This is a genomic window from Niabella drilacis (assembly GCF_900101395.1).
Taxonomy (GTDB): domain Bacteria; phylum Bacteroidota; class Bacteroidia; order Chitinophagales; family Chitinophagaceae; genus Niabella; species Niabella drilacis.
In genome coordinates, this window is the sequence record NZ_FMZO01000013.1 from 74,252 (window position 1) to 101,123 (window position 26,872).

Here is a 26,872-nt window from a genome sequence, read left to right on the forward strand (position 1 = left end):
CCAAAAAGGCCCTTATTTTTGCAACCCTTAATAGTACCATGCTGTTAGGAATATATTCCTCCTTAGCTCAGTTGGTTAGAGCATCTGACTGTTAATCAGAGGGTCGCTGGTTCAAGTCCAGCAGGGGGAGCGATGATAATCAAGCAGTTACGTTAACGTAACTGCTTTTTTAATTTAACGCTTGCAAACAATTTGCAAACATCAACCAAATAACGGCTTCCGAAGTTTCCACAAGATGTGGATATAAAGATTTTTATAAAGCTTTATAAAAATCTAAAATTGCATACCGAAATGACGAATTAAGTTCGTTGCGTCATGGCAAACGGCCTTGTTACGGTGGTCATGAATTGTAGGTCGCCTCGGTGTTGCAGAGACTTCTTAGGTGCAAAAACTATTCCCCGTGCGGAAAATTAGGTGTTGCAATGTATGAAGCGGGCTGCAAAAACGAAGTGAATTAAAAATTTTCTAATAGCACGCACGGGTGCGCAATTTTAATTCACAGTATGACACCGACATTGTCATTTGATGCCTTGCCGTCAATTTTGGCAGACATCAACCAAAAAATCAATTTTATTCTTTCCAAAGAGCCAGTTGACACGTCACAGCAGGAATCTCCGATAAACATTCAACGTGCTGCCGAGATACTCGGTCTTGCTAAGCAAACCATTTACCAGAAAACTGAAATACCCCGATATAAAAAAGGTGGCAAGCTTTTCTTTTTTGAAAGTGAACTATTAGCGTGGGTGCGATCTTCACGGGCAAAAAACTCCTTTGAAATTCAGACAGTGGTCGATTCCGCTATTGCGTCACACAAAAAATAAAACGGCATGAGTATATGCATCAATGCCGTTAATTCCTTTGGAGAAGGACACGGCATGTCTGTTCCAAAATTGCAGCTTCAAATTTTTGGTATGTGCTTTCGACCCTATCGACAATTGATAGGTCTCTTTGGGGACAAGCACGTTTTTTAGACCAGCATCTCTAAAAAAATGCTCGACAACATTAATTTGATGCTGGCGGAACCCCCACCCCTTTCAGTTTTGCGGGCTGACGGGCGAGTGGTTGAAGATCGGGGGATACTTTGGGTACCCCATTATGCGCGAGGAACATTAACTCGATACGAAACATCGTTGAATAACTTGAAATTATTCGCTTATCCCGAAAGAATGGTTTTGAAAAACTCGCTTCACAAGTACGCACACCGTGGCGGCAACTCCGATGATTTTTATTGTAGCGAAATACCGACCGTGATTCAAAACATTTCAGAGGTGACGCAGGTCGATTGGTCAAGAGCGGAAGTAAAGGCGCTCGAAATCGGTGTAAATGTTGAATGTGACCCTGTAAAAGCAGTATCGGTTTTGAAAAGCTATAAAGCAAAACCATTTCAGCCAATGACCTATAAGGGAAAAGCCTACGGATCGCGATGCGATTTTCAAAGGTATTCACTTAAGGGCTACAACAAAAGTTTTGTTGCCCAAAAAGTTGATGGCCTTGCTATTTCAAAGCCTCTATTTCGCTGGGAAAGCCAAATTCATTCAATGCAATTTTTTGCGCGGTCACTACCGTTACCGATTAAGGTTTCAGATTTATTTAAACTGCAAAATTTAAAAATCATGGCACAATCTTCAGTCGAGCAATTGAAAAATTCGATAAAGCTGGAAGGCGTGAATCTTAGTGGATTGACCGCAGAGGAAAAAAAGGTATTGGGCGTTATGATGAATGATGATTTGCGGGAAAACTTCAGACTTAATCATCGTGAAGCATTTAAGAAATACCGTCCGATTTTTAAACGAATAATGGAAGCCCAAAAAAACAATTTTGTTTCTGATTTGGAGACTTCTATTAAGCAAAAATTTATGGAATTATTGACAAACTGAAAAGTCGAAAATACGGCTTGTAATAATAGCCGTAAAAGGGGGTATCAGCATACCCTATCAATAAAATAATTATTTATGGAGCAGCGGAAAAATACACGCATTACGAACGAACAGTTTAGGCAACGCTTATTTGATTTGCTCAATGCTGGCGACAAGGCAGCACATAAAAAAACCAACTTTTGGCGGCTTTTGAAAACCGATTTTAGAATAGACAAATCGCGAAGCCTTAATTTACACGATCAATTTTATAAAGAATGGGCATCCCTCCAACAGTCTGCGATCGAAAAAACGACAATCGCCGTAGCTTCAGAGAAGACATATGATGCATTGATAAGCCGGGATGGAAAAATTGATTGGTATGCTTCAGAAATCCGAAAAATGGAGGCACAACTTCGGGGTGACCAAGCGTTTACTTTTATCATTCACACAAAGACTTTCAACAGCCATAGCCCCGAGGGAAAGTTTCAGGTACCAATACAGATTCAGAACGAATTGAGAAGGATGTTAAAAGACTATATTTCTGAACTTTCAAAACTAAGCGGCGAATATGTAACGAAGATCGCAGAATCCAACCCCGACGGTGAAGAAAAGTTTAAATTTGATCCCGATGCAATTCCAATCGACGTACTGCTTGAATTGATGAAACACTTGAAACCACAAAACTCTTAAACAGAAATAACGAGGAAATAGAAACTATTTCTTTTGACTTAAAGCCGCCCCTACAGGGTGGCTTTTCATTTCTTTAGCTTATTTTTGGCCAATAAAATATTAAGCGTTAGCTGATATTGGGTAAAAGAAACTGGTAATTTTTAGCACCCCAAAGTGTCATAGCTAAACGCTCACGCTCTGCGTGGGCTTTAGTCTTTTGGGGTGCAGGCATACCAGTGCCTTTTTACCATTGGCTATATGTCCCACGCTTTTTTAATTTTCAACTAAATGCTTTTGGGACTGGAGCAACCAAAATTTTTAAAATGAAAAATTCGCTATTACTGTTCAGCTTAGTTATCACGCTGTTTCTCTCATGTAGCAAAAACGAAAACCTTGGACCATCTGAAAAAGAACGTAACACGATGGAACTTCAATCGTCTGCTTTTATTTCTAACAAATACAGTTATACGGACCCGGGTCTTACTTTCAATGGGGTTGTGATCGTTCCCGCAAGTCAAAAGGAGCGTCATACAGCTATCGTATTTAACAATGATGGGAAGACTTACAAAACTTATTTTTCTTCAAGCGGCGCTGTTGGCTTTCCATACGATGAAGATGCAATTTCGTTGCCGTACTCAATCGATTTCCCAAAATTGTTTATTAAGGGGCAGACCGTAAATGTCTACCGAAATAACAGCGGAATTCTGGAATTTAGTTTGGAGAATTTAACCTTTACCGCAAGACCAAAATAAAAAAATCATGAGATACTTCTTTATATTTTTAGCCCTTATATCAAACCAAGTGTTTGCACAAAAGATATATGTCGATTGTGAAGATCAAAAGCCAAAAGGTTCAATTGAAAAGAAAATAGGTGAACTAAATTTTATTGTTGTCCAAGATTCAACAAAGGCAGACATTAAAGCACGATTTGTTTATCAAAAAGCAAAAACTGCTATGTCATTCAAGGTAAAGCCAAACATTTACGCCAAGATACTTTTCTATTCAAAAGATGATCAGTTTCTTTCAGCAACCGAAGAAGTAGGTGGTTTGACAGCGGCGTGGTCCGGTTATAATCCCCGTGTAGATGCCGCATGGAAAATACTTTCCCGCGATTTTGAAAATTCGCTGAAGAGTGCTATAACGATAATTTATAAAAATGAAAAGGTAGCTGATTCTCCTTTGGAAAAAGAGACTAAAGCCGATTCAAAAGTTGACGACGAAAAATCTCTTTCGGCTGAACTTATTAAGTTGAAAAAGTTATATGATGACGGTGCTCTTTCAGAAGACGAATACAAAGCGGCAAAGAAAAAATTATTGGATCCTAAAAAGTGAATGTCTCAAAAGTAAGTGTATCTTTGAGATGTCTGAAAGTATTCAGATATTTGGTGCGGTGTGTTTTGGTTGGGCGGGGCTTGGATGGATAAGGTCTGGCAGGGTTGGTTTGAAAGTTGTAGATAACAGAAGCCGCAAAAAACAACCAACATAATTTACAATAAGATTGATTTTTCAACCGCTTCATTTGAAGCGGTTTTTATTTGTAGTTCTTTTCATCAGACACCAAGTTATACAAAGTAAGGGCGCCCAACGCCAGACAATCAGCTTTACCTGTTGGGTCCAGATTATCCCATGCTCCCCCGTTTGCATGGAACAAATCGAGGCCGCGGCGAATGGCAACTTCCAGTTCTTCGACTGTCATACTTCTTAAATGACCTGTATTATCAGCCTTGTTAATCCGGGCTATAATTTCTTTAGTAAGGTTTATTTTCATAAATAAAGTTGAATTAGGTTGTCGCATTTATCGCAATGCGATGTTTGTGATGCCGTGAGATGCTTTATTTCACCTCGCGTATTGGAATTATTTTGTCTGTTAGATCTTTAATTGCGTCGTTTTCAAAGCTGCCCAAATAGGCCGCGGTTGTTTTGCTTGAAGTATGCCCCAATGACTTTTGTATGAACGCGACATTGGCCCCGTTTTGCATAAGGCGCGTTGCAAATGAATGCCGCGCCGCGTATGTTGTGATTTTGGGAATCTTCAAGTCCTTACAAATCTTCGCAAGATTTTTATTGATATGGTGAACGAAATTTTGAATTTTCATGTATTGTCTTTCGGCATCCATTTTATCAGAAAGGACAGGGAATACAAGGCTTTCAGGCGACAGGCTTTTAACGCCGTATTTGCGAATGATCGCCATTGCTTCAGGTTTTAGGTGGGCTATAATAGGTTCAGAAACATCCTTGGTGTCGCTGGTTTTGGAACGTTCAAATTTTATAAAGTCTCCATCAACGTTTTTCCATTTAAGGGTCAAAAGGTCTTTTATGTTCATACCATTGCAAAGGAATGATAACTTCCAAAAATCGGCAGCCTGCTGTATCGCTTTTATTTCGCTTCGATAGTAGAACAATTTCGACAGGTCTTCTGCGGACATAGCCTTTTTAATATTCCGACTTGTAGGGATTGTATACTTTCCCTTTTCTGATTTCGCTTTTCGGAATGGGTACAATGATTTGTCAAGCCGCCCGTCGGCTATAGTTTCATTCATTATCACCCGTAAAGAACGAAGGTAAATGCCGATGGTACTTTTGCTTTTTCCGTTATCCAACATGTGCCTTTCGTATGTCTTCAGAAATGCCGGCGTAACATCCGCGAGCCTCAATCCTTTTTTGTGTTTTTCAATGCTTCTAATGCAGCATTCAAAATTTACCGCGCTGCTTACTTTTCCGCCTGCCCGCAACTCTTTTGCCTTTTCGTCAAAAGCGATCTTCAAAGAATCTTTGGCCCCCCGGTTGATCATGTATAGTTTTTCAAATCCTTCAAAGCTGAAAACCGGCAAAGCATTGATGCATTCGACGGCCTTTGCTTCAAAGCTGGCAAATGCCTGCCGGTATTCTTTTTGTTTGTCCGTAAGGCGTTTTCCGTTCATTATGGCCTCAAATTCTCTTTGGGTGAACTTCCGGTTCAATTCGAGGGTGTCAGCGATTTTATTCCCTTTTAATGCGTCCTTTTTGTGGCCGGTTGAGAAATATTTGCTTTTCCGATCATCTGTGACCCGGAGTTTAACCACATACCCGCCGTCCGGACTTTCATAACGTTTGTCCAAAATGATTTTTGCGACTGCCATAGCTGAATTTGTTTGCAATTTAGGTCACTTGCAAACAAATTGCAAACAAAAATTATAAAAGGAGGTAAAAATGTATAAAAATGGATTGTCCTGAAAGTATTGAAAATACTGGTATTACGGGCACCGGCCTATGTTTTGTGTATTTTTATTTATGAATTTTTATGCGCTATTTTCCGACTGTTAATCAGAGGGTCGCTGGTTCAAGTCCAGCAGGGGGAGCTGAAGACGAATCGAAAAGACGTCAATGAACGCTGAAACCCGCTACTATAGCGGGTTTCGTCATTTTGACACCCGATGTAATTTCCGCCGAAATCCGCCCATTTCCGTTGGTTTGTTTGCACTTTTATTTGCCATTTTGTTTGCCATTTGCACGGGTTTTGATACTCCCTGTCAGGAAAATGCTGGAGTAATATCAGCGATTGTGAACCAAAAGGGAGGACATCATGGCAGTATCTATCGGTATTATAATTAACTATCGGAATCGGAAAAACAAGAAAGGGCTCTACCCTGTCCATATGCGTGTTACGATTGACAACGTGCACAGGTATTATCCGGTACCTCTTCCCGTAAAGGTCAGCATGGAAGACTGGACCGGCAATGACCTTTTCTGGGTGGCCGAAACCAATCCGTATAACCTTGAAATCAACGAAGCCATTAATCAAACCCGCACCAGGATCATCGATATCCACCGAAGCCTGTATTCCCAGAAAAGGAAGCTCTCTTTTTATCATGTTGATAAGGCACTGGGTTTTAAAGGAAACCGGGAAATTTTCAACGATTATTTCAAAAACTATATGAGAAAACCGCCACCAACGGTGGTTCTTACCGATATCACCTGGGAAAAGTATGACGCGTTTATTAAGCATCTGGATAAGTTCAACCCTGCCCTGCGCTTTGATGAAATTGATTGGGAAATGGTCGCCCGCATCCGCAATTACCTGGCTGAGCAGCGCGGACGGAAAAATGAGCTCCTGGCCCCTGCTACTATCAAATCTTACTTCGACAAGTTTAAAGTGGTGCTGGAATATGCCGCCAAGAGGGATGGAATGTTGGATATTAAACAGGTAGAGTCTTTCTTTGAAGATGTAAAAATTTCAGTGCCGGATAAGGAAGAAGGGCTGCATCTGGAGATCACCGAGATCCAGGCCTTCAAAAAAGTGGTAACAGATAAGCAATACCCGGCGCAAAAACGAGATCAAAAACTATTTCTTTTCCAAATTTATACCGGATACTACTATAACGACCTGAAAACGCTTAAGCGAAAGCATGTAAGAAAGGATTTCGAACACGGGTATTATATCATTGGGGAGCGGGATAAAAACGGGAACGCCACCATCATCCCGCTGTGGAAATTTCCGGATGGAGTTGCCACGCTGGAAGAATTTATGGATCCCAATACCGAAAGCGAGTATTGGTTCCGAAGAAACATCTTTGTAGACCCACAGGTGTATAACCGGAACGTAAAGGTGATCGCAAAGGCGGCGGGAATTAACAGAGAGATCTCCAATAAAATTGCGCGCCACACCAATATACAAATGTGGATACGCCTGGGTGCTAAGCGGCCGGTGGTTTCTAAAATGGCCGGACATGAAAAAGAAGCCACTACCGAAAACTATTATAAGGTAAATATTGCAGAGGTAATCGCAGGAACCGAAAATGTAAGCTTTGCTGCGCTGGGTATATAAATGATCAAAATTCCCACATAACAGTATCTCACCGTTTTAACATTTGACAGGGAATAGTTTGCGGGTTTAAATGCAAACCTAAAGATGAACCCGGTAAAGCCTTATACATTGGTCATGATCCCTGCGGAAGAATGGCAGGCCCAGAAGGATCTGCTGCAGCAAATCCGGGAAGAACTGCGCCATCAAAGGGAACAATATAAAGAACCAGGAATTACTGCCGATTATATCCTTGCTACGGAATTTATGAAAGCCGTGGGCATTAAAAAAAGCAAATTATATGAGCTGATTGCTGAAAACAAAATAAAGACGGTGAAGAAAAGCAGGCATTTATATGTGCTTGCCACGGAAGTAAAAAGGTATTTTACTGATCCGGATATTCGTTAGCGATCCATCTTTTATTTTGAACAAATTTCTTTCTTTAGCAGTATAGTGGTTGAAGATTTCCCCTATAATGATAAGGAATACGACAACAGTTTTCCGGAGCTGTGGCGCGCCAGTAAGCGGTTGGGAGCAACAAATTTTAATTCTGTAAGATCCGATGCATAATCATAAATTTTTTCAGGATCCCGGGTTTCTTGTCCGCCTTCATCATAACCTTTTGGTTCCAATTCCTGCAGGGTTAATTCTGTTACAATCTTTCCGGTGTCGATATTTATTAGCAGTATCCGGCCAAATCTTGTTAAAACCGCGATTATCTTATCTGCAATAAAAAGGGTTTGGTAATTTAATGAATCAGGTTCTTCTGCCGGCAGCGGATCTACATTATTAAAGATCTCGGACTGGGAAATTTCTCCTGCACGGTTTACCAATGGAAAGGAAAACCATTCAATTCCTTCATCATAATGTGGGGCAGTAACAAACAGGCCTCCATCAGGGGAAAAGCCGCCCATGATCCGGTCATTGCACACCTTCAGTTCCTCAATTGTTATATTCCCCGTGGATTGTTTAATAAGAAACAGTGTACAATCATCCTGCCCAGCGGCAGCTTCCAGCAATATCATTTCAGGATGTGGCGTGCGATGGAATGTATAATTGTTTTCCTGCCTACCTGGAAGCTCAATGGTGGAAATAATTTTAAAATTGGAAAGCTCCATCATTGTCAGCCGGTCTTTTTCCGGTCCGGGAGTTACAAATAGCACATGGTTTTCCGTAAAAAACAGATCGCCTCCCAGGAAAGCATCCCAGGCCTCGTGCTCCTGCCGGAAGAGTACAGTTCCGTCAATGGTGGCCAAACGTATGGCATTTATTTCCGCAATTCCGATTAATAAATCATCCGGGCTAATGGTAATGCGTGGCGGAACATATTTACCCCAATGCAATAAAAAATTACGCTTCCAAAGAAATGTAAGATCATTATTGAGCGCAATGATCTCGGGTTTGTCCTTAGTAATAGCCAGTATTTTATTATTACCAACTGTAAAGCCCGATATCTTTTCCGGAGATTGATATTGGTGCGCTGCTGCTATAAATACGGAATGTTTCATAGAAATGCTGAATACTTTTACTAATATAATTGCGAATTTATTATCAAATTTAGAAACAACCGCAGAACTATTTACCCGGATGCAGGAAGCACATAATAGATAACAACAACAACAACAACAAATATCCCTAATGGTAAACTAACCCGGCCGGAATAAAACCCTGTTGAGCGAAAATAAACCCCGGAAAATTAGCAATGGAAATAACCCTTAAAAAAGACTCTATTGCTGCCATTATGACAAGATATGCGGTAACTGTTCCTCTTTATGGTTCTGGCAGCGTTTTCGAACGCGCTTCAACGCATTCAGCAAGATGTGTAGTTGTGCACAACTATAATTCCACGCCTTCGGAGCGGGCGTGGCAAAAAGCCTCCGGTGTCGGCTTTTTTGTCAGTGCAGTAACTATTGCGAACACAGGTAAGCGCGTTCAGCAAGAGGTACAATTGCTGACAATTAAATTTTTGTTCCGTTGGTATGGACGTAGTAGAAAACCGGGTTTTGGCATTTAGCGATAGAAAGTCCAAAAGAAAATCAGCACATCCTGTGAAGTAACACCAGGCGAAATATGAAAAACCCGAAGACTTTTAAACTGCAAGAGCAGCAGTAGCCGCCGGAAAATAAGGATGCAGAATTTATGCCGGAACAGGGGAAAGGATTTGCTTTTGTCGGTCGTCAATCCCTGGTACCCGTTGGGGAAACTGATTATTATATTGACCTGTTGTTTTACCATACCCACCTTAAATGCTACGTGGTTATAGAGCTAAAAAATACAAAGTTTATTCCTGAATATGCCGGGATAAAAATAATATTGAAGCAGAATTTGCATTGCGTCATATTAACATTCCGAAAAATCGCATACAAAAGAAAGGCCCGCAAACATTATTTGCTGTTAAGCCCAAAGACACTCGTTTACATAAAATCAGCAGCCTGTAATGTTAGGCAGCGCTATTATTAATTAATGGACAGATGGTGCAGCAATTTTTTTCATTTTACTTCCTTTTTTGTTTCTTGCTACTGCAAAATATTTTTAATTTGCTCATTGGGCTGGTGAACCAGATGTTGGTCTCCGAATCTCCGAAATACTTTTAAATCAACCTATTTAGAATTTCTATTTTCTTTTGTAGTATCTATCCTTAGATATTTTATCCTTTTTTCTTCCGTTTTTGATTTTCTTTTTACTCCATTTATTTGCAAATTTTACTTCATTATTAATTATCCAATAATGACTTTGACATTCAAAACTCCAATTGCCAATGGATGGCCAAAGGGAAACCGTTTTGCCATCAAAAATCAGCTTCCAGTCAGTAGGCGTAAGCGGCGTTACAACTTTATTACCGCAGCCGCAAACACAATTATGTACTGCGGTTCGGTACTCCATTGAAATGTACAATACTTCTTCTTGTATTGTATTAGGAATGAATTCAACAAATTTATATTGGATAGTCTTCATTTAACAATTTACTGGTATTGATAAAATAAAGGGTATTATGCTCCTTCTTTAAATCCTGGTAAAATCCGCTAAGTTTCTTCCATTTGATCACCGCCAGCATTGCATTAAGAGCGTTTAAATCGGCGATCTGAATATTGGTACTATAATCGTTTTCATCAAACTCTTCCGATCCGATTCTATTGCCAATATGATCTTGCTTTGATTTCGTAACCGTAGTAACCCTTAGCGTACCGATAAGGTTGTCTTCAAGCATATTTACACCCAAACCCACGTCAATAAAACTAATTCCCATGCTCGAAAAGGTTTGTGATAACAGATGCCGGGTTTTATTTTTATCAACGCTGATAAATACATAATCAAATTCTCGAAATAGGTTCGTATTGCTTTCTGAGACAAACTCATCGTGCGTTATTATTCCATTATGCATACGAGAATATTCTCCATAGTAATAGTCTACCTTTTTCAGTCCGCCCGGCAAATCCAGCATTGCTGCGGATATTGCACCTGGTGCTCTGAAGGCGTTGTGTAGCTGAAAATAATCTGCATCAAAAATATGAATCTCTTTAACTGGCGTTTTGGCTACCTGATCCAGAATATACCCACCGGTGCCTCCCATGCCAATAATTGCGATTTTTTGATCTCTAAATTTTCTATTAAGATATTCAATGTTTGCCCGAGATGAATTCGTGTCGGGATATTTAAATATTTCCTTTTTCATAATTATGCTGCTTTTATCCTTTTGGGCCTTGCTGTTACACCACCGTCTATGCTTTTTGCTTGCGCACTTAATATTTCTGCATAGGTTCTTATTTTATCATAGTAGTTGTTGTAGTAGCCCGAAGGGGGTTTGCTTGAGAAATAATGATTAACGGTAATGGTCTCAGTTAATCTCTGGGTCGTACTGTTATTAATAATAGCAGTCAACGGAACGCCGTTTATATTACAGGGAGTCTCTCCACAAAAATATACGGTATGGTCTTGTGGTCGACCAACTCTAGTGGAACTGGCTAACGTTAAAGCACAAACGAATATGCCATATTTAATTTGCTTATCAGAATTGACGAAAGGGATGCGATGGACAAGTAAATGTCCACCGCATATTTCCAGGTCATAGCCTTCGTCCCAAAGTTGCTTTAGGTCGGGGTTAAGATTTATCAGTTGCTGTTGCATGGAAAATCATTTTATTTTTTACAACGACATTTTGACCTTTAATCATAGACCCTTCGGGGTTTTCTTTTGGTCCATCCTCATAGGCAACTGTATAAACCATTGTGGGCTTATCAACGTAACCATTATATGCCAATACAATGATTTCTACAAAGCTTATTTGTTTTTTATCCCATTTGTGTGGAGTTCCGTTAATAATAATAGTAACCTCAGTCTGTTTTTCTTTAGAATAAAAGCGCTCTTTACCTGGTCGAGCTAAATCCACTACTTCATCATCCGTTATCGGGTCATCCTGCCAACCTTCTTTGATATCTAGGAAAATTTCATGTTCCGGAGGAATATTACCTAATTCCCGGATTTCACTTCCCTTGATATACTGCTTGTACCAGGTGAAAGGCTGATGATTTATAAAGAACTGAAGCTTCTTTTTAACAAAGAAATGCTCTATCTCCGGCCGAGCAAGGTTTACCTGCTTTTCATTCTCGATCAGTTCGTCACTGTATGGCTTTTGAACTGACAAATACAAATCCGTATCCAACGGGATTCCTGCCAGTTGTTTCAATTCTACACCAGTTATATACTGCTTGCTCCAGCTATAGCCTTTTGCTTCAATTACTAGTTGAAGTGGGGGGAGGCCTACATTATGCCCTTTTTCATTTTCAAAAGTCTCTTTTTTCATTTTAATTATTTTTTTGTTTTTTCTCCAATAAAACCGCGATGAACTTAATGGGAGTTATTAAATCATCGATACAGCAATAATTCGATGTATGGTATAATAAAAAGAAACTTATACTTTCGCAATCGAATAAAAGGGGAGAATCAGGTGATCAGCCTGAGATGAGTCCGCTAAAACTTTAGTCCCTTATTTAACCCCAATCAACCACTGTATCAGTTGATTGGGGTTTTTATTTCTGATCGGCATACTATTTTCTATTGAGAACAGAACAAAAGTAAAACAAAAATCTAAATATATCAAGCAAAGATAGATAAATTTACCAAAAACTTAGCAATATTTGCTTTGTAACGCAGAAGTGTGTATTTTTGCGAAAAATTAATTCCATGAAATCGTTAGGAAAAACCTTAAAGGATTCTCGCGAATTGATTTCTCTTACATTAAGGCAAGTTGAAGAAGCTACTGGTATTTCAAATGCCTATTTAAGTCAATTGGAGAATGACAAGATTAAGAAACCGTCCGCCAATGTTTTATATAAATTAGCAAGCTTGTATAATGTTGAGCTGGATAGTCTTCTTTATGCAGCCGGAATAATCGAGCAAGAATCCCCCCAAAAAAATAAGCTATTGAATACAATAGCACTGTCGGCGGAAAAATTAACAAATGACGAGGAGCAAGCTTTATTAGATTATTTGAAGTATCTAAGATTTAGTAAAAAATGACGGAGCTTCATTCCTCTAAAGACATCGAGAAAATATCATATGATATTTTAAAAAGCTGCAAGGGGCTTGGGGTTTTTCCGACGCCAATAGATACTATTGTGGATTATTCTGAGTTGATCGTCAATAATCAGGTTGATATCTCAAGGATTCACGATAGTTATTTGAGCAAAGCTACTAATGCATTATTCAAAGCGCTGTCAAAGGTGCGTGGTTTACTAGATAGAAGAAAAAAAACAATTTACTTAGATTTGTCTCAGCTTCCGACACGGAGAAATTTTGTAAAACTTCATGAAGTGGGACATGGTATTCTGCCTTGGCAAGCGAAAGTGCATGACGTACTGGACGACGACGATGATAGCTTAAGCCCTTATGTTATTGATGAGTTTGAAGCAGAAGCAAACTATTTCGCTTCCGTAACTTTATTTCAGCATGATATCTTCATAGAAGAACTTAAGAAACTGAATTTAAGTATGGAGTCCAACATGCAACTTGCGAAATTGTTTGGAGGTTCTATACATGCGACCTTGAGAAGGTATATTCAATGCTCTCCTAAAAGGTGCGCTTTATTAGTTTTGGAAAACAAATCATCGTTGAATTCGAATCGGGGTTGTTTTAAAAAAGCTTTTTTCGCCTCTACTAAATTTATCGAAACCTTTGGCGATATAGATTGGCCCGCTACATTTGATTTTAAATGGGCTTTTGCCAGTTCTTATTTGATTGGTAGGAAGGGCGTTCTTTCCGATAGTATAAAGTTGCAAACATTAAATGGTAATACAGAATTTAATTATCAATTTTTTAACAACTCATATAACGGATTTGTTCTTTTGTATCCTAATGGAGAAAAACAGAGATCAAGAACAAACATCATTATTACTGAAAGTTCTTCTGTAGGAAAAGTATAAGTCGGACAGATTTAAGTAACATAATTATTTTGCTTCCAAATTGACTGTAAACGTTTCAAGTCACTGTCTGCTGCAACCGCCGACATTACAGGTCGAACTTGGCACATATACTTTCTCTTTTTTTCAAAGTAATTAATCGATTCGCTTATTTCGAACAATCTTGCTTGAATTATCGCGGCGCCCACTGTTAGATTAATGGGGACTTTATTTATATTGGTTAACTCCATTGAAATACACCCGCAATAGCCGGGTTGTACAATTGCTGAAATTGTTAGGCCTAGTCTTAGATATGAACTGCGAAGAGTTAGTTCGGCATATGTGTTTGATGGCAATTTTATGTATTCTAAGCTACTGACTAAAACTGTTTGATTTGGGTGGAGTAGAAAAGTTTCTCCCAGTTTTCTCCGAGTTTCTTGAAAGCTATTCTTAATTGGAAATTTGTCATTATTGTTCAACGAGGCATCAATAAACGGGTTACTTCCATTAATGGTAACTAAAAAATCTGTGCCAATTCGAAAATCGATAGTTAAATCGCCGATTTGATCTTCCTCTAATAGAGGGCTTATTGACAAGTTTTCACTTTTTATAAGCGCCTTAATTTGTGTTTTTGTCAATGTCATAAACTTATTTTGGTATGCTGTTCCATTCTTTGGTAATGATAAAATTACCAATCGATTTTTCTATCAGATTGTTTATTACCTCATATACATTAAAGCTTGATAAAGAAAATTTTATTCCAGAAGCGGAGTTGATGTTCTTCCAATCATCAAGCCAAACCTTCCACCCATATATAAACAAACCATGAAGCTCTTGGGGATCTGTTACATCGAAAGGAATCAATTTTTCAAAATTTTGTGAAGAAAAATCTTTGCTTCTGTTTTCAATTTCCCGGCCTGTTATGTCTTTTATTATTCGTTTGTACTCATTTATGACATATCCTGACTTGCCAGTTAAGTGGTTATTAATAAATATAATCCGATTTACAGTTGATGGGTGTGAAGAGCTATATTTGACACTGTTTAAGGTTATGTATTCGAGATAATAGTTAGCGCAATCCTTGATGTATTGGCTGGCAAAAAGGTCACAAAAATATTCGCATATGTGCATTGCAAAGATATTTCCTGGTCCATAGTTTTTTTCAAGCTCATCTACAAGATCAGGATCGCTTAGATATGGAAAATATTGGATAACATCCCTCTCATCGTTAGGAGGTAGTCCGCTTTTCATAGCCTTAAGCAATTCTAGATAAATTACTCTACCGATAACATACGTCTTTTCTATAAAATGACCAAGTTCATGATACAACACTACGTTAGCTAAGTAGTCTTTAGATATTGTTTTAGGAAGATTTATTTGTATTAGTTTTTGTTTGAACGTCACTCCATACAATAATTCAATAACTTTATAAAGAAGGTCAGCAGAAGTTAAAGTATTATCAAAGCTGAATCCATTTAATTCATTAACTAAGGAAGTGACAATGAGGTATTGATCTGATGACGACCAGTCATTTAATGCCAGCTCTAATACATAAACTAGCTCGAAAGGAATTGTTGATGTTGTACTATGGTTAAGAAACTCTAAGCTTTTGAAGACAAAGTTGATTATGTAAAACCTTTGACTTAATTCGCTTCCAGTCATGCTCGAAAAATCTTCGAGTTCTAGTTTTTGTATAATTATAGCGAGATTATCATGATATTCCTTTTTTCTAACGTCCGAATAGCTATTGTATTTTGATGTTTTCCACTCGGCAAGAAGCTGCGAAAAGTGAAGCTCAAATAGTTTTGGTAGCATTGGCAATTCTATTACGCATTAATAATAAGTAGCTTCTTTTGAGCTAGCTATAATATCTAACACTTTAGAATATGTTTGTTTATTGTAATCGTGAGGACTAATCGATAATTGCTGAAAGTATGATTTGTCTAGGTCTGTCAATAATAAAATAATATTAATGGCATCTCTATTGATATCATATAAGCTCTTCTCCCCGACTGTATATTGATGCGTTTCATGAATTACATCATTAACAGCAGAAGCATAGTTAATATTTCCCTCCACAGCATGGGTAAGAAAAATAGTAAACAGTTTAAGTTTTTCGTTTTCTTGATTATGCGAATACAACATAACGCTTATTTTTCAGATTAAATAACTTAGAAAGAGCAATAAGATTATAAACGCCAAATTTGGTTTCAGTAGTGGCTATTAAATTGGCACAGTACACAAGATTGATGTTAAGTTATAATTAATAATCAAATATAGGAGAATAAATAACGCAAAATAATTAACAGGTGTTAATAACTTGTATATGTAGCAGTATTTCATATATTTAGCTATTGTTCCTAATTTGATGAACATATGTAAACAGCTGAATAGGCACGCCCAAAAGTTTTTTTGAGTTTAAGAAAAGTAGATTGTGGGTATAATGAATTATCCTTTTGTCTTAAGACATCCACTTTGTCGATTGATTCCCGATTGTCTGGTTTTAGTTGTATTGAGTTTTCATAGAACGCTACAGCCGCTTTTTTAGTAATGCCTGATCAGATTTTCTAACATATCAATTTTTCTTCCCCGTCCTCTTTCCCTTTTCAGCAATTACCGCCAACTCTTTAAGCAGTTTTTTCTTTTCCTCGCCCTCGATGTCTTTAGAGGAAATAAAAAAGTCCTTCAGATCCCGGTTGATGGTAAGCGCAATGCGGAAGAAGGTAGCAAGTGGGGGTTGTATGGTATTTGTAGCCCATTTTGATACGGTTGCCGGCTCATAACCTAACGCTTCTGCAAGATCCTTGTTAGATACTCGTTCCTCTTTTAAAACAACAGCCAGCCTGTTCATGACCAGATGGGCAGATTTTCTTTTAGGGGTCATTATTTTACTCATCGGGTAAATAAATTGTTCTTATGGAACACAATTTACAAGATTGTAACAAATTGATTTTTAACTAAAAGAGTTGTTGTGAAAAATAAAATTGTTATTGTGTAACAATTGTGTTATATTGCATAACAATTTTATAAAAACTTTTTTATGACATAGAAAATTATACAATAACGTATAAAAGCGTATTTGCTTTATTCCCGATTCTGAAATTACGACAAATCATTGATCTCGGGAGGATAAGGTAAATCGCTCGCGTTTTCCTTATTTTTAAGGTTCAGGCGTGGGCGTTCTTATTTGAGATCAAGGGTGTCGTAACCCTCAGAATCATTAAGGACCAACCCACGTCTTTTTTATGCATGTTTGGTTGGTCTGTATGCATATTCTTCACCTTTAAATGCTTTCCGCCATGCAAAAGACATCCACCCGCAAACAAAAACAACACAAGCCCAAGCCGGAACTAAAATGGCAAACCGGTGCCTATGAGCGTTTTGCTGATTTCAACTTCATTCTCCCATATCAATTCCTGCTGCTCTGCCGCCTGATGGACGTAACGCCCCGGGAGGCTTTAACCGATTTTATGGATAACCTGTCCTGCGGCAGTTGGAACCGTAAGGGCCGGGACTCAGCCAAAGAACACCTCATCAATTATTTTATTGCACACGGTTACGGACAGGAGCATTATACAGAAGCCAACATTCGCCAAATTTTTAAGGAAATGGATGCCGTTGGCCTGCTGTTTCCACGAGAAAGCAATGGTAAAATGGTAGACCGGTACGCTAAATGGCGGGATAAGCACCAAAACTGGTGGTTTAAAAAATGGTACCGCAAACCCAGGCATACACCATTAAAAAAGGAGGCGCAATGAACCCGTTTAGCATTTACCACCTGTGCCCGGAGGGATTTCCCCGTTTTCAACAGCAGCTTACGGATGTGATCATAAAAACTACTACTCCGGATATGATCTTTTTGCTGGGAGCAATGCTGCACCGTAAAAGAAGCGAAAGCATATTTAATGAATCGGCCCCATACAGCCAGCAACTGTCTGATTGTACTCTCCTCATTTTGCTGCCCAACCTTGCCAATAAAGAGCTGCATGAATGGCAGGATAAAATAGAAAACCATTGCGGCGCCATTCTGCCGGTTACCACACTTGTATTGGCTACACCCACTTTTGTGGAGTGGCTGCAGGCCTGTCTGCCCTTTGCTCTGTCCGTATGGCGACACGCCCCTGTGCTGTATGATACTGGGCACATTTGCCGGGAGGATATCCCGGAGCTGAAAGCCCCCATCAGTAATAAGGACGCGATTAAACAATGGGAGGATGGATTATCAAAAGCCAGGGAGTTTTTGGCGGGGGCAGAACTATACCGAGTGCGCAAACAGCATAAAATGGCGGCTTTTATGCTGCATCAATCGGCGGAGCAGGCATTACGGGCGCTGCTGAAAGCGGGAACCGGTTACCATGCAAATACGCATAGTATTGACCGGCTGCTCCGTTATAGCAGCCTGGTGGCGCATCAACTGCCGGAAATATTTCCCCGGCAAACGGAGCAGGACAAGCGCCTGTTTAATCTTTTGCAAAAAGCTTATATAGACACGCGGTATAAGGAAGATTATAAAATTACGGATGAAGAATTGTTGACCCTTACCGGAAAGGTCCGGTGCGTACATGAGTTGTTATCCGATGCCAGAAACTGCTTTAAAAATGCACCGTTACAGTCTGAATTACAAAATACTTCCCAATAAAAACACCCAATTTATGAAAGCCAACACCACCGGCAGACAGCGTTTTTACAAATCCTGGCATTTTCTTAACCAGGGAGGTAAACGGCCGTTGCGCATCCTATGGGAAGTATTTTATAATTATCACCTGGATGAACTGCGGGATGAGCTTCAATGCTGGCAGCAGTGTGCTTTATGTAATGACAATAGTGCGTATAGTGAAGAGGGCGCAAGGGAAGACCTGATGGATTTTATCCGGCACCTGCTCCGGCTTATTGAAGCCTATTATATATTGAATGAATGTAAAAATTCCGGCAAAAAGCGCAGGCAGCAAAAAGGATTGTCAAAAGAGGCGCGGCAAATGATTGCTAAAATGAGCACTCCGGTTTTACTGACCGCCAATGAAAAGAAAGATCCGGGGCAAGTCATTACCCAATTTTGCAAAACCTTTCGCCAGTCATATGTGCAAATGGAACTGCTGGATATGCTGGACGCGGTGATTACCTATAAGGGATATAAAGAAGTATATAAAGGAAACCTGGTACTATTCTATGAGCATTTGCATTGTTTAGTAAGGCTGGCGTATGGCTCTTGTAAACATAAAAGGAAGGTATAAAAGTATTAAATTATTATGCTTTATAGTCAATGCATAAGCAAACCATCGATCCGTGCGTTTTTTAAGTTGTCGCAAATTTTTACTAAATTTGCGACAACAATATAATAGAATAATGCCTGAAAGTATTGAAATACAAATACTTGATAAAATAAAAAAAGCCAAGAGGGGTTCGCTGTTTTTCGTGGAAAATTTTGTCAACATAGCAAATGCAAAATCAGCCAATAAAGCATTGGAACGATTGGTGAATACGGGAGAATTAGAACGCCTTGCTATGGGAATTTATTATCGTCCCGCAACGAACGATTTGATAGGAAAATTAACACCAAATCTTGAATCGGTTGCGATTGCTATTGCCAGGCGGGATAGGGCAAGAATTGTTCCGACAGGCGCGTATGCACTCAACCGGTTAGGGATTTCCACACAAGTACCTATGAACGTTGTTTATCTTACAGACGGCTCTGCACGAAAAATAAAAATCGGCAAGCGAAGCATCTTATTCAAAAAGGCAAGCCCCAAAAATGTGGCCGCTGTTGGTGAAATAAGCGGTTTGGCCATTCAGGCATTAAAAGCAATCGGAAAAGATAATGTTCTTGACGCGGAGATAAAACACATCCAGCATCTATTGAAAAAAGAAAAACCAACACGGCTTGAGCACGATATACGCCTTGCACCAGCCTGGATTAGAGAAATAATGTTACCTGTTCTAAAACAGTTAGTGGATGGATAGAAATAAAATATCATATTGGCTTCAGTTATCGGAGCAAGATCGTCAGGATATTTTTGAAGAATCGGCAACACAAAAGGGATTGTCCGCAGCAGCAATAGAAAAAGATTGGTGGGTGGTGCAAACATTATCCATGATCTTTTCAATGAGCTATGCCAATGTTTTGGTTTTTAAAGGCGGCACATCGTTGAGCAAAGGGTGGAATTTAATACAACGTTTTTCGGAAGATATTGATTTGGCGCTGGATAGGGAATTTCTTGGCTTTACAGGCAAATTGAGCAAGGGTGATATCAAAAAGCTAAGGAGAAAATCCTATGAGTTCATAACAGAAACTTTTACTGAAGAACTGAAAGAAAAGTTTGCTGAATTGGGTTTTGACAATGTTTTGATAAAATACCGGGAGGTAGAGAATCATGACCAGGATCCATTGATTATTGAAATTTATTATCCTACGGTAATTGCAAAAGACAGCTATTTAAAACCCGCGGTATTAGTGGAATTAGGTAGTCGGTCTCTGAAAGAGCCGTTTTCAAAAAGAAGTTTTGGTACCATCGTTTCAGAAGTATTTGCTGATCGGCCTTTTTCGGATATGCCGATAACTATTCCTGTTGTAAATCCTGAACGAACATTTTTGGAAAAGATATTTTTGCTGCATGAAGAATTTCAGAAAGCACCCGATAAAATACGCGTGGAACGGTTAAGCAGACACCTTTACGATATTGAGAAACTAAGCAGGACGGAATATGCTGAAATTGCTTTGCAAAACGCGGAACTATATAATACAATAGTTGTGCATCGTAGTAAATTTACACCAATTTCAGGAATTGACTATGCCAATCATTCGCCGGATAAAATCAACTTTATTCCACCCACGGAAATAATAAAACATTGGGAGCGGGATTATGGAACAATGACTCAGACAATGATTTACGATAATCCGTTACGCTTTGATGAACTCATAAAACGACTTATCCAATTGCAAAAAAGAATAAATGAGATAGGCTAACTTATACACAAGGGAGTGTATAAGCCGTGTACAAGTTCTATAAAGGTTGATTAAAAATGCATCACTGAATTTGTCTGAACAGGAGATCAATAAAAAAATTGCATTATTCCGTTCCCTTTTTAAAGGTCGGGATGATGTATTTGCAACTCGTTGGGAGATCCCAGCCCGTTCACCAGGCGATGAAGTCAAAAGTGGTTACATGCCCGCTTATTTATATGACCCCTATCGGTATCGGGCGCATAAAATGAAAGGCGGCACTTTTCAAAATTACGCAGATAAAAAATATTTGCAGCTTACAGATGATCAGCTTACTAAACATTTAAACGGAGAGCAACTTATTGGAATATACCCTTTATTGCAAAACAACACCTCCTGGTTTATTGCTGCGGACTTTGATGAACAGAACTGGATAGCCGATAGTAAAAAATTTTTGGAATGCTGCAAAGCAAAAAAAATACCGGTCTACCTGGAGCGTTCCCGCTCAGGAAAGGGCGGGCATGTATGGATATTTTTCAAGGAGCCTTATCCTGCCATCAAAGGCAGAAAGATATTCCTGTTGCTCCTCAATGAATCGGGCGCGGTTTCTGTTTTTGATAAAAACTCAAGCTTTGACCGGTTATTCCCAAACCAGGATACGCTTTCGGGGAAAGGATTGGGTAACCTGATAGCATTGCCGTTACATAAGACCGCTTGGGATCAGGGAAACAGTTGCTTTATTGATCCGCAGACCTTGTTGCCATTTCCTGATCAATGGAGTTTTTTGTCAGGGATTCAAAAAGTGGATAGTGAAACGCTGGATGAAATCTATCATTCGATATCTGCTGGAAAACCCGCTGATACAACTATTATTAAAAAAGAAGCAACTGATCATTTAACCATATCTCTAAACAATACGCTGCAATTGAACCGATCAGCAATACCACTTTCACTTATCAACTTTCTTAAAGAAGAATTGAATTTTACGAACACGGCATTTCTCATCAAAAAGAAGATCGGCAAGAATACATTTGGCACGGAGCGGTATTTTCGGTTTATTGAAGAAACAGAAAACGATGTTATTGTACCAAAGGGATTTGCTGGCAGGTTATTGCGGTTTTGCAGAAATGCCGGCATTACTTTTAGTTTTGAAGACCGTAGAGAAAAGAAAGCATCCTTACAATTCAACTTTCAAGCGGAGTTAAGAAATTACCAGGCTCCGGCCGTGGAAGCTGCTGACAAAAAAGATATGGGCGTAATTGTGGCTCCTCCTGGCGCAGGCAAAACAATTATGGGATTAAAGATCATTGCAGACAAGCAGCAACCGGCTTTAATCGTTGTGCACCGGAAACAATTGATGGATCAATGGATGGATCGGATTGAAGCATTTCTTGGTATCTCAAGGCAAAAAATCGGGAAAATTGGCCAGGGGAAATTGAAAATTGGAGAACATGTGACAGTTGCTACTATTCAAAGTCTTGCTAAAGAATTAGCGAAAAATGAAAGTGCCGAAATTAAAGACGCATTTGGCACAATACTTATAGATGAGTGTCATCATATTCCTGCCGAGACCTACCGAAATACCATCCAACAATTCAATAGCTATTACTTGTATGGATTTACAGCAACTCCTTTTAGAAAATACAATGATGGTCGATTAATTTTTATTCACCTGGGAGAAATTATTGCAGAAATAACTGCACAACAAACGGGCAAACACAAACATGCCACCATTATTGTGCGAAATACAGATCTGGACGTGCCCTTCAATTCAAAAACAGACCGGTTTGAAACGCTGTCCAGAATCCTGGTACATGATTCTGCCCGGAACAAACTGGTTTTACAGGATATTACCAGTGAATTGAACACAGGCAAGAAGGTAGTTATTCTTACAGAGCGAAAAGAACATATTGATTCTTTAGAGCAATACCTGAAGCAATCTTACGAAGTTGTTACATTAAGTGGTGACGATATGGAAAGCAGTCGCGCCGCGAAATGGAAACTATTAAATGCCGGTAGTTATCAGGCTTTGATAACAACCGGGCAATTCTTCGGTGAAGGAACGGACCTCCAGAATGCGAACTGCTTATTCCTGGTGTACCCTTTTTCTTTTGAAGGGAAATTGATACAGTATATAGGCCGGGTGCAACGATCAGAACTTACGCCAATCGTATACGATTATCGTGATATTAAAATTGACTACCTGAACAGAATGTTCCTGAAGCGGAATACTTATTACAGGAAATTAATCCGCCAGTCAACTTTGTTTGATGATCCGGTAGAGGACGAAGCTCCTGTTCCCCAAAAAAGTGAATTGGTGACGATCGACAAGGAAATAAGTGTGCCGATTGAGTCGCTGGAATTCAGATATGGAAGCATTGCTTTCTCATATACAACCGATGCAGCTATAAAAATGGAGTTGGAAATACCGCATGATGATATTCGACCTGAATTTGAAGTGCTGAAGCCCTATTTTGAAAAAGCGCTGAAGTCAAAACATATTAGAGTGGCTATTTACGCAGAGATAGAAAAAGGACAACTGGTAGCACAATTGGCATCTTCAGATGATCTTCAAAAGATAAACCGGCAAATTATTGATGGTGTTCGATTTCAATTCATTGCTAAACCACTTTTTGGAAAAGCAAACCCGGATAATAAAAATGGGTTAGGGCAGCAGTTACAAACGAAACATCCTTTATACGAATCAGGCGAAGAGCTGCTGGACGATGCATTAAAATATACTCAATACAAACACCATAAGCATCTTCGGTACCTTGCCGATAATCACGCGGGACATTTGGTAAAGATCCGGTTTGTATTGCAGCCATTCTCCTTTGTATTTCTTTTGGAAGGTATGGAGCAATTTCATATGATCCTGGAAACACTGGATACAGAAGAGGCAAGTTATCTTTGGCATTTTCCAAAAAGCGTTTCGGAATTACCACAACGACTAACAGAGATCGATAGAAACCTGGATATTATCCGGAAGCAAGGGCGACAGGGATTTTTGACGGCTCCGCCGGAAAATTTCAGCCGGGTATTGCATGATTATGCTGATGAGCAAAAGGGATTTGTCCTTTGGAAACATGCGTTGGAAGAGCAGTTGGTTTAAATGGTCGCGAATGTTTATAAATTAAACATTTTACCGTAAAATCGTTGGGTTTTAATCGTTTTACAGGGGCTTTAATTGATTTACAGGTTTTTGCCTGTAATGTTTAGCAGGAAGATCAATGCTTAAAATGCTGCCAGTTCGTAATTTGTACTGCGGCCACCTCCCTGCTCTTGCTGTAAAATTCCTTTTTCTATTAGGTCCTTTATATCCCGTAAAGCGGTATCCGGAGAGCATTTTGCTATTTTAGCCCATTTGGAAGATTTTAATTTTCCATCAAACCCATCCAGGAGCTTGTTCAATACAAGGCGCTGTCTTTCATTTAAGCTGATATGCTCGTGTACTTTCCAAAACGTAGCTTTCTGCAGAATTTTTTGTGTTGTTTTTTCCGTAGCTGACAACGCATTTTTGAGACAATGAAGAAACCAGCTTAACCATTCCGTAATGTCTCCGCTGCTGTGCTGAACTTTTTGTAATACTGCATAATATTGTTTTCTTTCGATCATTATCTGACTTGACATACTATAGAATCGTTCAGCGCTATTTTCTGCACGGGCCAGGAACATATCTGTAATAGCTCTTGCTATTCTTCCGTTGCCATCATCAAATGGGTGAATGATGATAAACCAAAAATGGGCGATTGCCGCCTTCAGTACCGGGTCAGTGGCCGTATCATCGTTAAACCATTGAATGAATTTATCCATTTCCGGTTTTACCAGGTTGGCCGCCACTGCTTCATAGTGAATTTTTTCCTTACCCATTGCCCCCGAAACTACCTGCATTTCTTCTGTACGATATTTCCCGGCCTCAATCCTGTACATACCACTATAACCTGTTGGGAATAGGGCCGCATGCCAGCCAAATAATCGTTCTTCGGTCATTGGTTTTTTATAGTTCTGGCTGGCATCCAGCATCATCTCTACAACACCTTCAACACTTCTGCTGGAAGGAACAAGCCCGGCTGCATTTATGCCCAATCGTCTTGCGATGGAAGATCGAACCTGTTCATAATTCAGTTGCTCCCCTTCAATTTCCGAGGATTTTACCACATCAAGTGTAAGCGTAGTGAGTGCTGCCTCCTCTTTTGAAGAGAATCCAAGACCGCTCATCTGTCCGGATATCTTCCCTTGCAAATGGCGTACTTCACCAAATACTGGGTTGATTACTTCATCCTTCCAGGTAAAGTTTGTCCAGTTCTTGTGCTGATAAATATATTTTGCCACGCTTGATAGAATGGTGATGCGGCAAATATACTAATTATTCTCCGCAAATTTGCGGAGAATAGAGTAGCTAATCTCCGCAGGTGTTGAATTTGAAAATACCACCTAAAGAAAATATCTTCGGAAAATTTAGCAGATTGCCCGCCAAAAGGGACGTATTTTCACTGGTTCAAACTGCCTGGTTCATCCCCATTTTTCCGCAATTTTGGCAGAAATTGAATTATTGGCCAGTTTTTCATAAGTTTTTGATTATCAGAGAGAATGTTTCCTCAGCAGGGGGAGCAAAAAATCAAGCAGTTACATATTAAAGTGTAGCTGCTTTTTTCATTTGAGACATGTTGACTTTTGTGAATAAAATTTCGAGATTTTATGGGGCTGAGTGGGGGTTAACTTCTGTTTAATACTTTGCGTCTAATAATTCTTGCTCCAGAATCAACCAAATTTTGCTTCTCTTGCCCATGTACTTTCTTCCAACTCTAAGTCATGTATAAAGAGCGCTCTTATTTTATTTGCGATTTCATGCCTGTTAATCGTGCCCTTATCCCCGCTTTCGGCAATACCTTATTATCTGCCGGCGTTCTTATCATCGCTATTATACGCTTCCATTTCCTTATAAAATGTCATTGCTTTTATTACTGATTTACCGCCCGAACCTGCAATCAGATCCCTGAACCATTTTTTGTCTAAGTTTTCCGGTTTGTGGTTTTTGTATAACCAAAAGCTGAAATAAATAAAGGAGCCTGTCAGGACTGCCTGAAAAACTATGTATCCCAATCCGACTTCCTGCGGAAACCATTTATTGGTTAAATAGAACGTGGTGTAAAAGGGGAACTGAAAACACATTGTTTTTGCGTGGCTGATTATGGATAATTGCAATCGTGATAATTGTTGCTGAATTTCTATTATGCTGCCATTATAATTGATATGGTTAGCCCAAACAAGATGTTTAACGTAGTCTGCAAAGCCTTTTATGTTCACTAAAGTGATTACTGAAATGGAAACAATAAAATAATTCCAGGCAGAGGAATAGTGGAACAAAGCATAAACCAATGCGTAACTTAAAAGAAGTAGGTAAAGTGCAAAAGCAATAATTCCTGCTGTTTTTAATTTTATCAATGACGTCAAAGAAGTCCGGGCTTTGTCATTAATGGCTTCTTTCAATAGAAACTCATTAATGGCTACTATTTTTTCGATTTTGGCATTTTGTTGTTTCCAAATGTTAATCAATTCTGTATTTTCCATTTTATTGATTTTTAAGGTGCATAAATTTTTGTCTGAAGCTGCTTTTGATGCGGTTTATTTTGGTGGCAACATTGGTTTCTGAAATACCTATGATTTGGGAAATTTCTTTGTGACTCTTTTCTTCCAAATAAAGGAGCATTAATGCTTTATCCAAATCTTTTAGTTGGGAAATCATCCGTTGTAAAACACCCAAATCAGTTTCTTTATCTCCAAAACCGTCATTGTCCGGGAAATTGATAATTCCGTCTGTTAAAGGAGTTGCTATTTTCTTCCTGCTATTCTCTTTTCGGTAAAATGATATAGCAACGTTCAATGAAATTCGATATATCCAGGTTGAATACCTGAAATGGTCGTCATAATCGTCAAACGATTTCCATAATTGAACAATGATTTCCTGAACGAGGTCTTTTCGGTCTTCAGCATTTTTGCAATACGAGTTTGCTATCTTGTAAAGGATCCCTTTATTAGATTGAACAACGGAGAGAAATATGTCGGATTTATCAGTTTCGTCCATTCTTGTTATCTATGGGTGTATTAACAAAGCCGTTGATTTGTGCTTCTTTCTTGTTTGATTTTTTTACACTTTGATCCGGATAAGCATAGTAGTGGTTTCTTGTGATGGTTATTCCACATCCTGTTGCCAGGGTCAGTGTCGAGATAATTG

At 39.1% G+C, this 26,872-nt stretch carries 31 protein-coding genes and 1 tRNA gene; 18 read left to right on the forward strand and 14 right to left on the reverse strand.

Annotated elements, in window-relative coordinates; translation table 11 throughout:
• Positions 1–56 precede the first annotated feature (56 nt).
• From BLS44_RS19445 to BLS44_RS19470, 6 genes are all read left to right on the forward strand, one after another.
• A tRNA-Asn gene (locus BLS44_RS19445) sits at positions 57–130 on the forward strand.
• A gap of 373 nt (positions 131–503) precedes the next feature.
• Complete coding sequence (locus tag BLS44_RS19450) at positions 504–821, forward strand: helix-turn-helix domain-containing protein (protein WP_090391901.1); 318 nt, start codon at positions 504–506, stop codon at positions 819–821.
• A 168-nt stretch (positions 822–989) separates the two neighbouring features.
• Entirely contained in the window at positions 990–1,877 is an 888-nt protein-coding gene (locus BLS44_RS19455) for a hypothetical protein (RefSeq protein WP_090391902.1), read from the forward strand.
• Between the two features lie 75 nt (positions 1,878–1,952).
• A complete protein-coding gene (locus tag BLS44_RS19460) occupies positions 1,953–2,546 on the forward strand; it encodes a hypothetical protein (RefSeq protein WP_090391903.1) in 594 nt (197 codons plus the stop codon).
• Positions 2,547–2,848: 302 nt separating this feature from the next.
• Complete coding sequence (locus tag BLS44_RS19465) at positions 2,849–3,277, forward strand: hypothetical protein (RefSeq protein WP_090391904.1); 429 nt, start codon at positions 2,849–2,851, stop codon at positions 3,275–3,277.
• A gap of 7 nt (positions 3,278–3,284) precedes the next feature.
• On the forward strand, positions 3,285–3,857 hold the full coding sequence (locus tag BLS44_RS19470; RefSeq protein WP_090391905.1) for an SHOCT domain-containing protein: 573 nt from the start codon (positions 3,285–3,287) through the stop codon (positions 3,855–3,857).
• Between the two features lie 199 nt (positions 3,858–4,056).
• Here BLS44_RS19470 and BLS44_RS19475 read toward each other — a convergent pair whose 3' ends face one another.
• Both BLS44_RS19475 and BLS44_RS19480 read right to left on the reverse strand, forming a co-directional pair.
• Positions 4,057–4,293 carry a hypothetical protein gene (locus BLS44_RS19475; protein ID WP_090391906.1) on the reverse strand — a complete coding sequence of 79 codons (237 nt, stop codon included), beginning with the start codon at positions 4,291–4,293 and terminating at the stop codon, positions 4,057–4,059.
• 64 nt (positions 4,294–4,357) lie between these two features.
• On the reverse strand, positions 4,358–5,317 hold the full coding sequence (locus BLS44_RS19480) for a tyrosine-type recombinase/integrase (protein WP_176954491.1): 960 nt from the start codon (positions 5,315–5,317) through the stop codon (positions 4,358–4,360).
• Positions 5,318–6,087: 770 nt separating this feature from the next.
• Here BLS44_RS19480 and BLS44_RS19485 point away from each other — a divergent pair.
• Positions 6,088–7,329 (forward strand): site-specific integrase, encoded by a 1,242-nt coding sequence (locus BLS44_RS19485; protein WP_090391908.1) that lies wholly within the window; start codon positions 6,088–6,090, stop codon positions 7,327–7,329.
• Between the two features lie 84 nt (positions 7,330–7,413).
• Positions 7,414–7,713, forward strand: coding sequence for a helix-turn-helix domain-containing protein (locus BLS44_RS19490; protein WP_090391909.1), 300 nt, complete (start codon positions 7,414–7,416; stop codon positions 7,711–7,713).
• Between the two features lie 62 nt (positions 7,714–7,775).
• Here the strand turns inward: BLS44_RS19490 and BLS44_RS19495 are convergent, their stop codons facing one another.
• Positions 7,776–8,813 (reverse strand): hypothetical protein, encoded by a 1,038-nt coding sequence (locus BLS44_RS19495; protein WP_090391910.1) that lies wholly within the window; start codon positions 8,811–8,813, stop codon positions 7,776–7,778.
• A gap of 194 nt (positions 8,814–9,007) precedes the next feature.
• Between BLS44_RS19495 and BLS44_RS26325 the strand changes: the two genes are divergently transcribed.
• Together BLS44_RS26325 and BLS44_RS27210 are read left to right on the forward strand one after the other, a co-directional pair.
• Positions 9,008–9,319, forward strand: a complete 312-nt coding sequence (locus BLS44_RS26325; RefSeq protein WP_143019855.1) for a hypothetical protein — start codon at positions 9,008–9,010, stop codon at positions 9,317–9,319.
• Positions 9,320–9,444: 125 nt separating this feature from the next.
• Positions 9,445–9,765 carry a PDDEXK nuclease domain-containing protein gene (locus BLS44_RS27210; RefSeq protein WP_176954492.1) on the forward strand — a complete coding sequence of 107 codons (321 nt, stop codon included), beginning with the start codon at positions 9,445–9,447 and terminating at the stop codon, positions 9,763–9,765.
• 153 nt (positions 9,766–9,918) lie between these two features.
• On the opposite strand, the gene BLS44_RS19505 is transcribed toward BLS44_RS27210, so the two are convergent.
• From BLS44_RS19505 to BLS44_RS19515, 4 genes are read right to left on the reverse strand one after another with little or no spacing between them, the layout of a single operon-like run.
• Positions 9,919–10,260 carry a ubiquitination-like system serine protease family protein gene (locus BLS44_RS19505; protein WP_090391911.1) on the reverse strand — a complete coding sequence of 114 codons (342 nt, stop codon included), beginning with the start codon at positions 10,258–10,260 and terminating at the stop codon, positions 9,919–9,921.
• The gene (locus BLS44_RS26830) at positions 10,241–10,978 is read right to left on the reverse strand and encodes a ThiF family adenylyltransferase (RefSeq protein ID WP_218127787.1); all 738 of its coding nucleotides are present in this window, start codon (positions 10,976–10,978) and stop codon (positions 10,241–10,243) included. Before BLS44_RS26830 ends, BLS44_RS19505 begins: the two co-directional genes overlap by 20 nt.
• A 2-nt stretch (positions 10,979–10,980) precedes the next feature.
• The gene (locus tag BLS44_RS26835; protein ID WP_218127788.1) at positions 10,981–11,430 is read right to left on the reverse strand and encodes a DUF6791 domain-containing protein; all 450 of its coding nucleotides are present in this window, start codon (positions 11,428–11,430) and stop codon (positions 10,981–10,983) included.
• Positions 11,405–12,106 carry a multiubiquitin domain-containing protein gene (locus BLS44_RS19515; RefSeq protein WP_090391912.1) on the reverse strand — a complete coding sequence of 234 codons (702 nt, stop codon included), beginning with the start codon at positions 12,104–12,106 and terminating at the stop codon, positions 11,405–11,407. Before BLS44_RS19515 ends, BLS44_RS26835 begins: the two co-directional genes overlap by 26 nt.
• A gap of 380 nt (positions 12,107–12,486) precedes the next feature.
• Between BLS44_RS19515 and BLS44_RS19520 the strand changes: the two genes are divergently transcribed.
• On the forward strand, positions 12,487–12,822 hold the full coding sequence (locus BLS44_RS19520) for a helix-turn-helix domain-containing protein (RefSeq protein ID WP_090391913.1): 336 nt from the start codon (positions 12,487–12,489) through the stop codon (positions 12,820–12,822).
• A complete protein-coding gene (locus tag BLS44_RS19525; RefSeq protein WP_090391914.1) occupies positions 12,819–13,724 on the forward strand; it encodes an ImmA/IrrE family metallo-endopeptidase in 906 nt (301 codons plus the stop codon). The genes BLS44_RS19520 and BLS44_RS19525 overlap by 4 nt, the downstream gene beginning before the upstream one ends.
• An 11-nt stretch (positions 13,725–13,735) precedes the next feature.
• Here BLS44_RS19525 and dcd read toward each other — a convergent pair whose 3' ends face one another.
• The 4 genes from dcd to BLS44_RS19545 form a co-directional block, all read right to left on the reverse strand.
• Positions 13,736–14,344: a dCTP deaminase gene (gene dcd / locus BLS44_RS19530; RefSeq protein ID WP_090391915.1), complete on the reverse strand. Its 609-nt coding sequence runs from the start codon at positions 14,342–14,344 to the stop codon at positions 13,736–13,738.
• A gap of 4 nt (positions 14,345–14,348) precedes the next feature.
• The gene (locus tag BLS44_RS19535) at positions 14,349–15,515 is read right to left on the reverse strand and encodes a hypothetical protein (protein WP_090391916.1); all 1,167 of its coding nucleotides are present in this window, start codon (positions 15,513–15,515) and stop codon (positions 14,349–14,351) included.
• Positions 15,516–15,533: 18 nt separating this feature from the next.
• Positions 15,534–15,845, reverse strand: a complete 312-nt coding sequence (locus tag BLS44_RS19540; protein WP_090391917.1) for a hypothetical protein — start codon at positions 15,843–15,845, stop codon at positions 15,534–15,536.
• Positions 15,846–16,275: 430 nt separating this feature from the next.
• Positions 16,276–16,584: a helix-turn-helix transcriptional regulator gene (locus tag BLS44_RS19545; RefSeq protein ID WP_218127789.1), complete on the reverse strand. Its 309-nt coding sequence runs from the start codon at positions 16,582–16,584 to the stop codon at positions 16,276–16,278.
• Between the two features lie 415 nt (positions 16,585–16,999).
• Between BLS44_RS19545 and BLS44_RS19550 the strand changes: the two genes are divergently transcribed.
• From BLS44_RS19550 to BLS44_RS19575, 6 genes are all read left to right on the forward strand, one after another.
• A complete protein-coding gene (locus tag BLS44_RS19550) occupies positions 17,000–17,458 on the forward strand; it encodes a hypothetical protein (RefSeq protein WP_143019856.1) in 459 nt (152 codons plus the stop codon).
• Entirely contained in the window at positions 17,410–18,339 is a 930-nt protein-coding gene (locus tag BLS44_RS19555) for a HEPN domain-containing protein (protein WP_090391919.1), read from the forward strand. The genes BLS44_RS19550 and BLS44_RS19555 overlap by 49 nt, the downstream gene beginning before the upstream one ends.
• 13 nt (positions 18,340–18,352) lie before the next feature.
• A complete protein-coding gene (locus BLS44_RS19560; protein ID WP_143019857.1) occupies positions 18,353–18,931 on the forward strand; it encodes a hypothetical protein in 579 nt (192 codons plus the stop codon).
• A gap of 112 nt (positions 18,932–19,043) precedes the next feature.
• Positions 19,044–19,658 carry a DUF6088 family protein gene (locus BLS44_RS19565; protein WP_090391921.1) on the forward strand — a complete coding sequence of 205 codons (615 nt, stop codon included), beginning with the start codon at positions 19,044–19,046 and terminating at the stop codon, positions 19,656–19,658.
• Positions 19,651–20,661, forward strand: coding sequence for a nucleotidyl transferase AbiEii/AbiGii toxin family protein (locus tag BLS44_RS19570; protein ID WP_090391922.1), 1,011 nt, complete (start codon positions 19,651–19,653; stop codon positions 20,659–20,661). Before BLS44_RS19565 ends, BLS44_RS19570 begins: the two co-directional genes overlap by 8 nt.
• A gap of 70 nt (positions 20,662–20,731) precedes the next feature.
• The gene (locus tag BLS44_RS19575) at positions 20,732–23,749 is read left to right on the forward strand and encodes a DEAD/DEAH box helicase (protein ID WP_218127790.1); all 3,018 of its coding nucleotides are present in this window, start codon (positions 20,732–20,734) and stop codon (positions 23,747–23,749) included.
• A gap of 122 nt (positions 23,750–23,871) precedes the next feature.
• Here the strand turns inward: BLS44_RS19575 and BLS44_RS19580 are convergent, their stop codons facing one another.
• The 3 genes from BLS44_RS19580 to BLS44_RS19595 all read right to left on the reverse strand — a co-directional run bounded on the left by BLS44_RS19580 (position 23,872) and on the right by BLS44_RS19595 (position 26,722).
• Positions 23,872–24,969 carry a Fic family protein gene (locus BLS44_RS19580; RefSeq protein WP_090391923.1) on the reverse strand — a complete coding sequence of 366 codons (1,098 nt, stop codon included), beginning with the start codon at positions 24,967–24,969 and terminating at the stop codon, positions 23,872–23,874.
• Positions 24,970–25,530: 561 nt separating this feature from the next.
• Positions 25,531–26,208 carry a hypothetical protein gene (locus BLS44_RS19590; RefSeq protein ID WP_090391925.1) on the reverse strand — a complete coding sequence of 226 codons (678 nt, stop codon included), beginning with the start codon at positions 26,206–26,208 and terminating at the stop codon, positions 25,531–25,533.
• A gap of 1 nt (position 26,209) precedes the next feature.
• Positions 26,210–26,722 carry an RNA polymerase sigma factor gene (locus tag BLS44_RS19595; RefSeq protein WP_090391926.1) on the reverse strand — a complete coding sequence of 171 codons (513 nt, stop codon included), beginning with the start codon at positions 26,720–26,722 and terminating at the stop codon, positions 26,210–26,212.
• Positions 26,723–26,872 lie beyond the last annotated feature (150 nt).

Excerpts from the sequence above, each read along its gene's own strand:
- BLS44_RS19450 (WP_090391901.1), top strand. The coding sequence starts at position 504 with ATGACACCGACATTGTCATTTGATGCCTTGCCGTCAATTTTGGCAGAC.
- BLS44_RS19455 (WP_090391902.1), top strand. The coding sequence starts at position 990 with ATGCTCGACAACATTAATTTGATGCTGGCGGAACCCCCACCCCTTTCA.
- BLS44_RS19460 (WP_090391903.1), top strand. The coding sequence starts at position 1,953 with ATGGAGCAGCGGAAAAATACACGCATTACGAACGAACAGTTTAGGCAA.
- BLS44_RS19465 (WP_090391904.1), top strand. The coding sequence starts at position 2,849 with ATGAAAAATTCGCTATTACTGTTCAGCTTAGTTATCACGCTGTTTCTC.
- BLS44_RS19470 (WP_090391905.1), top strand. The coding sequence starts at position 3,285 with ATGAGATACTTCTTTATATTTTTAGCCCTTATATCAAACCAAGTGTTT.
- BLS44_RS19475 (WP_090391906.1), bottom strand. The coding sequence starts at position 4,293 with ATGAAAATAAACCTTACTAAAGAAATTATAGCCCGGATTAACAAGGCT.
- BLS44_RS19480 (WP_176954491.1), bottom strand. The coding sequence starts at position 5,317 with ATGATCAACCGGGGGGCCAAAGATTCTTTGAAGATCGCTTTTGACGAA.
- BLS44_RS19485 (WP_090391908.1), top strand. The coding sequence starts at position 6,088 with ATGGCAGTATCTATCGGTATTATAATTAACTATCGGAATCGGAAAAAC.
- BLS44_RS19490 (WP_090391909.1), top strand. The coding sequence starts at position 7,414 with ATGAACCCGGTAAAGCCTTATACATTGGTCATGATCCCTGCGGAAGAA.
- BLS44_RS19495 (WP_090391910.1), bottom strand. The coding sequence starts at position 8,813 with ATGAAACATTCCGTATTTATAGCAGCAGCGCACCAATATCAATCTCCG.
- BLS44_RS26325 (WP_143019855.1), top strand. The coding sequence starts at position 9,008 with ATGGAAATAACCCTTAAAAAAGACTCTATTGCTGCCATTATGACAAGA.
- BLS44_RS27210 (WP_176954492.1), top strand. The coding sequence starts at position 9,445 with ATGCCGGAACAGGGGAAAGGATTTGCTTTTGTCGGTCGTCAATCCCTG.
- BLS44_RS19505 (WP_090391911.1), bottom strand. The coding sequence starts at position 10,260 with ATGAAGACTATCCAATATAAATTTGTTGAATTCATTCCTAATACAATA.
- BLS44_RS26830 (WP_218127787.1), bottom strand. The coding sequence starts at position 10,978 with ATGAAAAAGGAAATATTTAAATATCCCGACACGAATTCATCTCGGGCA.
- BLS44_RS26835 (WP_218127788.1), bottom strand. The coding sequence starts at position 11,430 with ATGCAACAGCAACTGATAAATCTTAACCCCGACCTAAAGCAACTTTGG.
- BLS44_RS19515 (WP_090391912.1), bottom strand. The coding sequence starts at position 12,106 with ATGAAAAAAGAGACTTTTGAAAATGAAAAAGGGCATAATGTAGGCCTC.
- BLS44_RS19520 (WP_090391913.1), top strand. The coding sequence starts at position 12,487 with ATGAAATCGTTAGGAAAAACCTTAAAGGATTCTCGCGAATTGATTTCT.
- BLS44_RS19525 (WP_090391914.1), top strand. The coding sequence starts at position 12,819 with ATGACGGAGCTTCATTCCTCTAAAGACATCGAGAAAATATCATATGAT.
- dcd (WP_090391915.1), bottom strand. The coding sequence starts at position 14,344 with ATGACATTGACAAAAACACAAATTAAGGCGCTTATAAAAAGTGAAAAC.
- BLS44_RS19535 (WP_090391916.1), bottom strand. The coding sequence starts at position 15,515 with ATGCTACCAAAACTATTTGAGCTTCACTTTTCGCAGCTTCTTGCCGAG.
- BLS44_RS19540 (WP_090391917.1), bottom strand. The coding sequence starts at position 15,845 with ATGTTGTATTCGCATAATCAAGAAAACGAAAAACTTAAACTGTTTACT.
- BLS44_RS19545 (WP_218127789.1), bottom strand. The coding sequence starts at position 16,584 with ATGACCCCTAAAAGAAAATCTGCCCATCTGGTCATGAACAGGCTGGCT.
- BLS44_RS19550 (WP_143019856.1), top strand. The coding sequence starts at position 17,000 with ATGCAAAAGACATCCACCCGCAAACAAAAACAACACAAGCCCAAGCCG.
- BLS44_RS19555 (WP_090391919.1), top strand. The coding sequence starts at position 17,410 with ATGGTACCGCAAACCCAGGCATACACCATTAAAAAAGGAGGCGCAATG.
- BLS44_RS19560 (WP_143019857.1), top strand. The coding sequence starts at position 18,353 with ATGAAAGCCAACACCACCGGCAGACAGCGTTTTTACAAATCCTGGCAT.
- BLS44_RS19565 (WP_090391921.1), top strand. The coding sequence starts at position 19,044 with ATGCCTGAAAGTATTGAAATACAAATACTTGATAAAATAAAAAAAGCC.
- BLS44_RS19570 (WP_090391922.1), top strand. The coding sequence starts at position 19,651 with ATGGATAGAAATAAAATATCATATTGGCTTCAGTTATCGGAGCAAGAT.
- BLS44_RS19590 (WP_090391925.1), bottom strand. The coding sequence starts at position 26,208 with ATGGAAAATACAGAATTGATTAACATTTGGAAACAACAAAATGCCAAA.
- BLS44_RS19595 (WP_090391926.1), bottom strand. The coding sequence starts at position 26,722 with ATGGACGAAACTGATAAATCCGACATATTTCTCTCCGTTGTTCAATCT.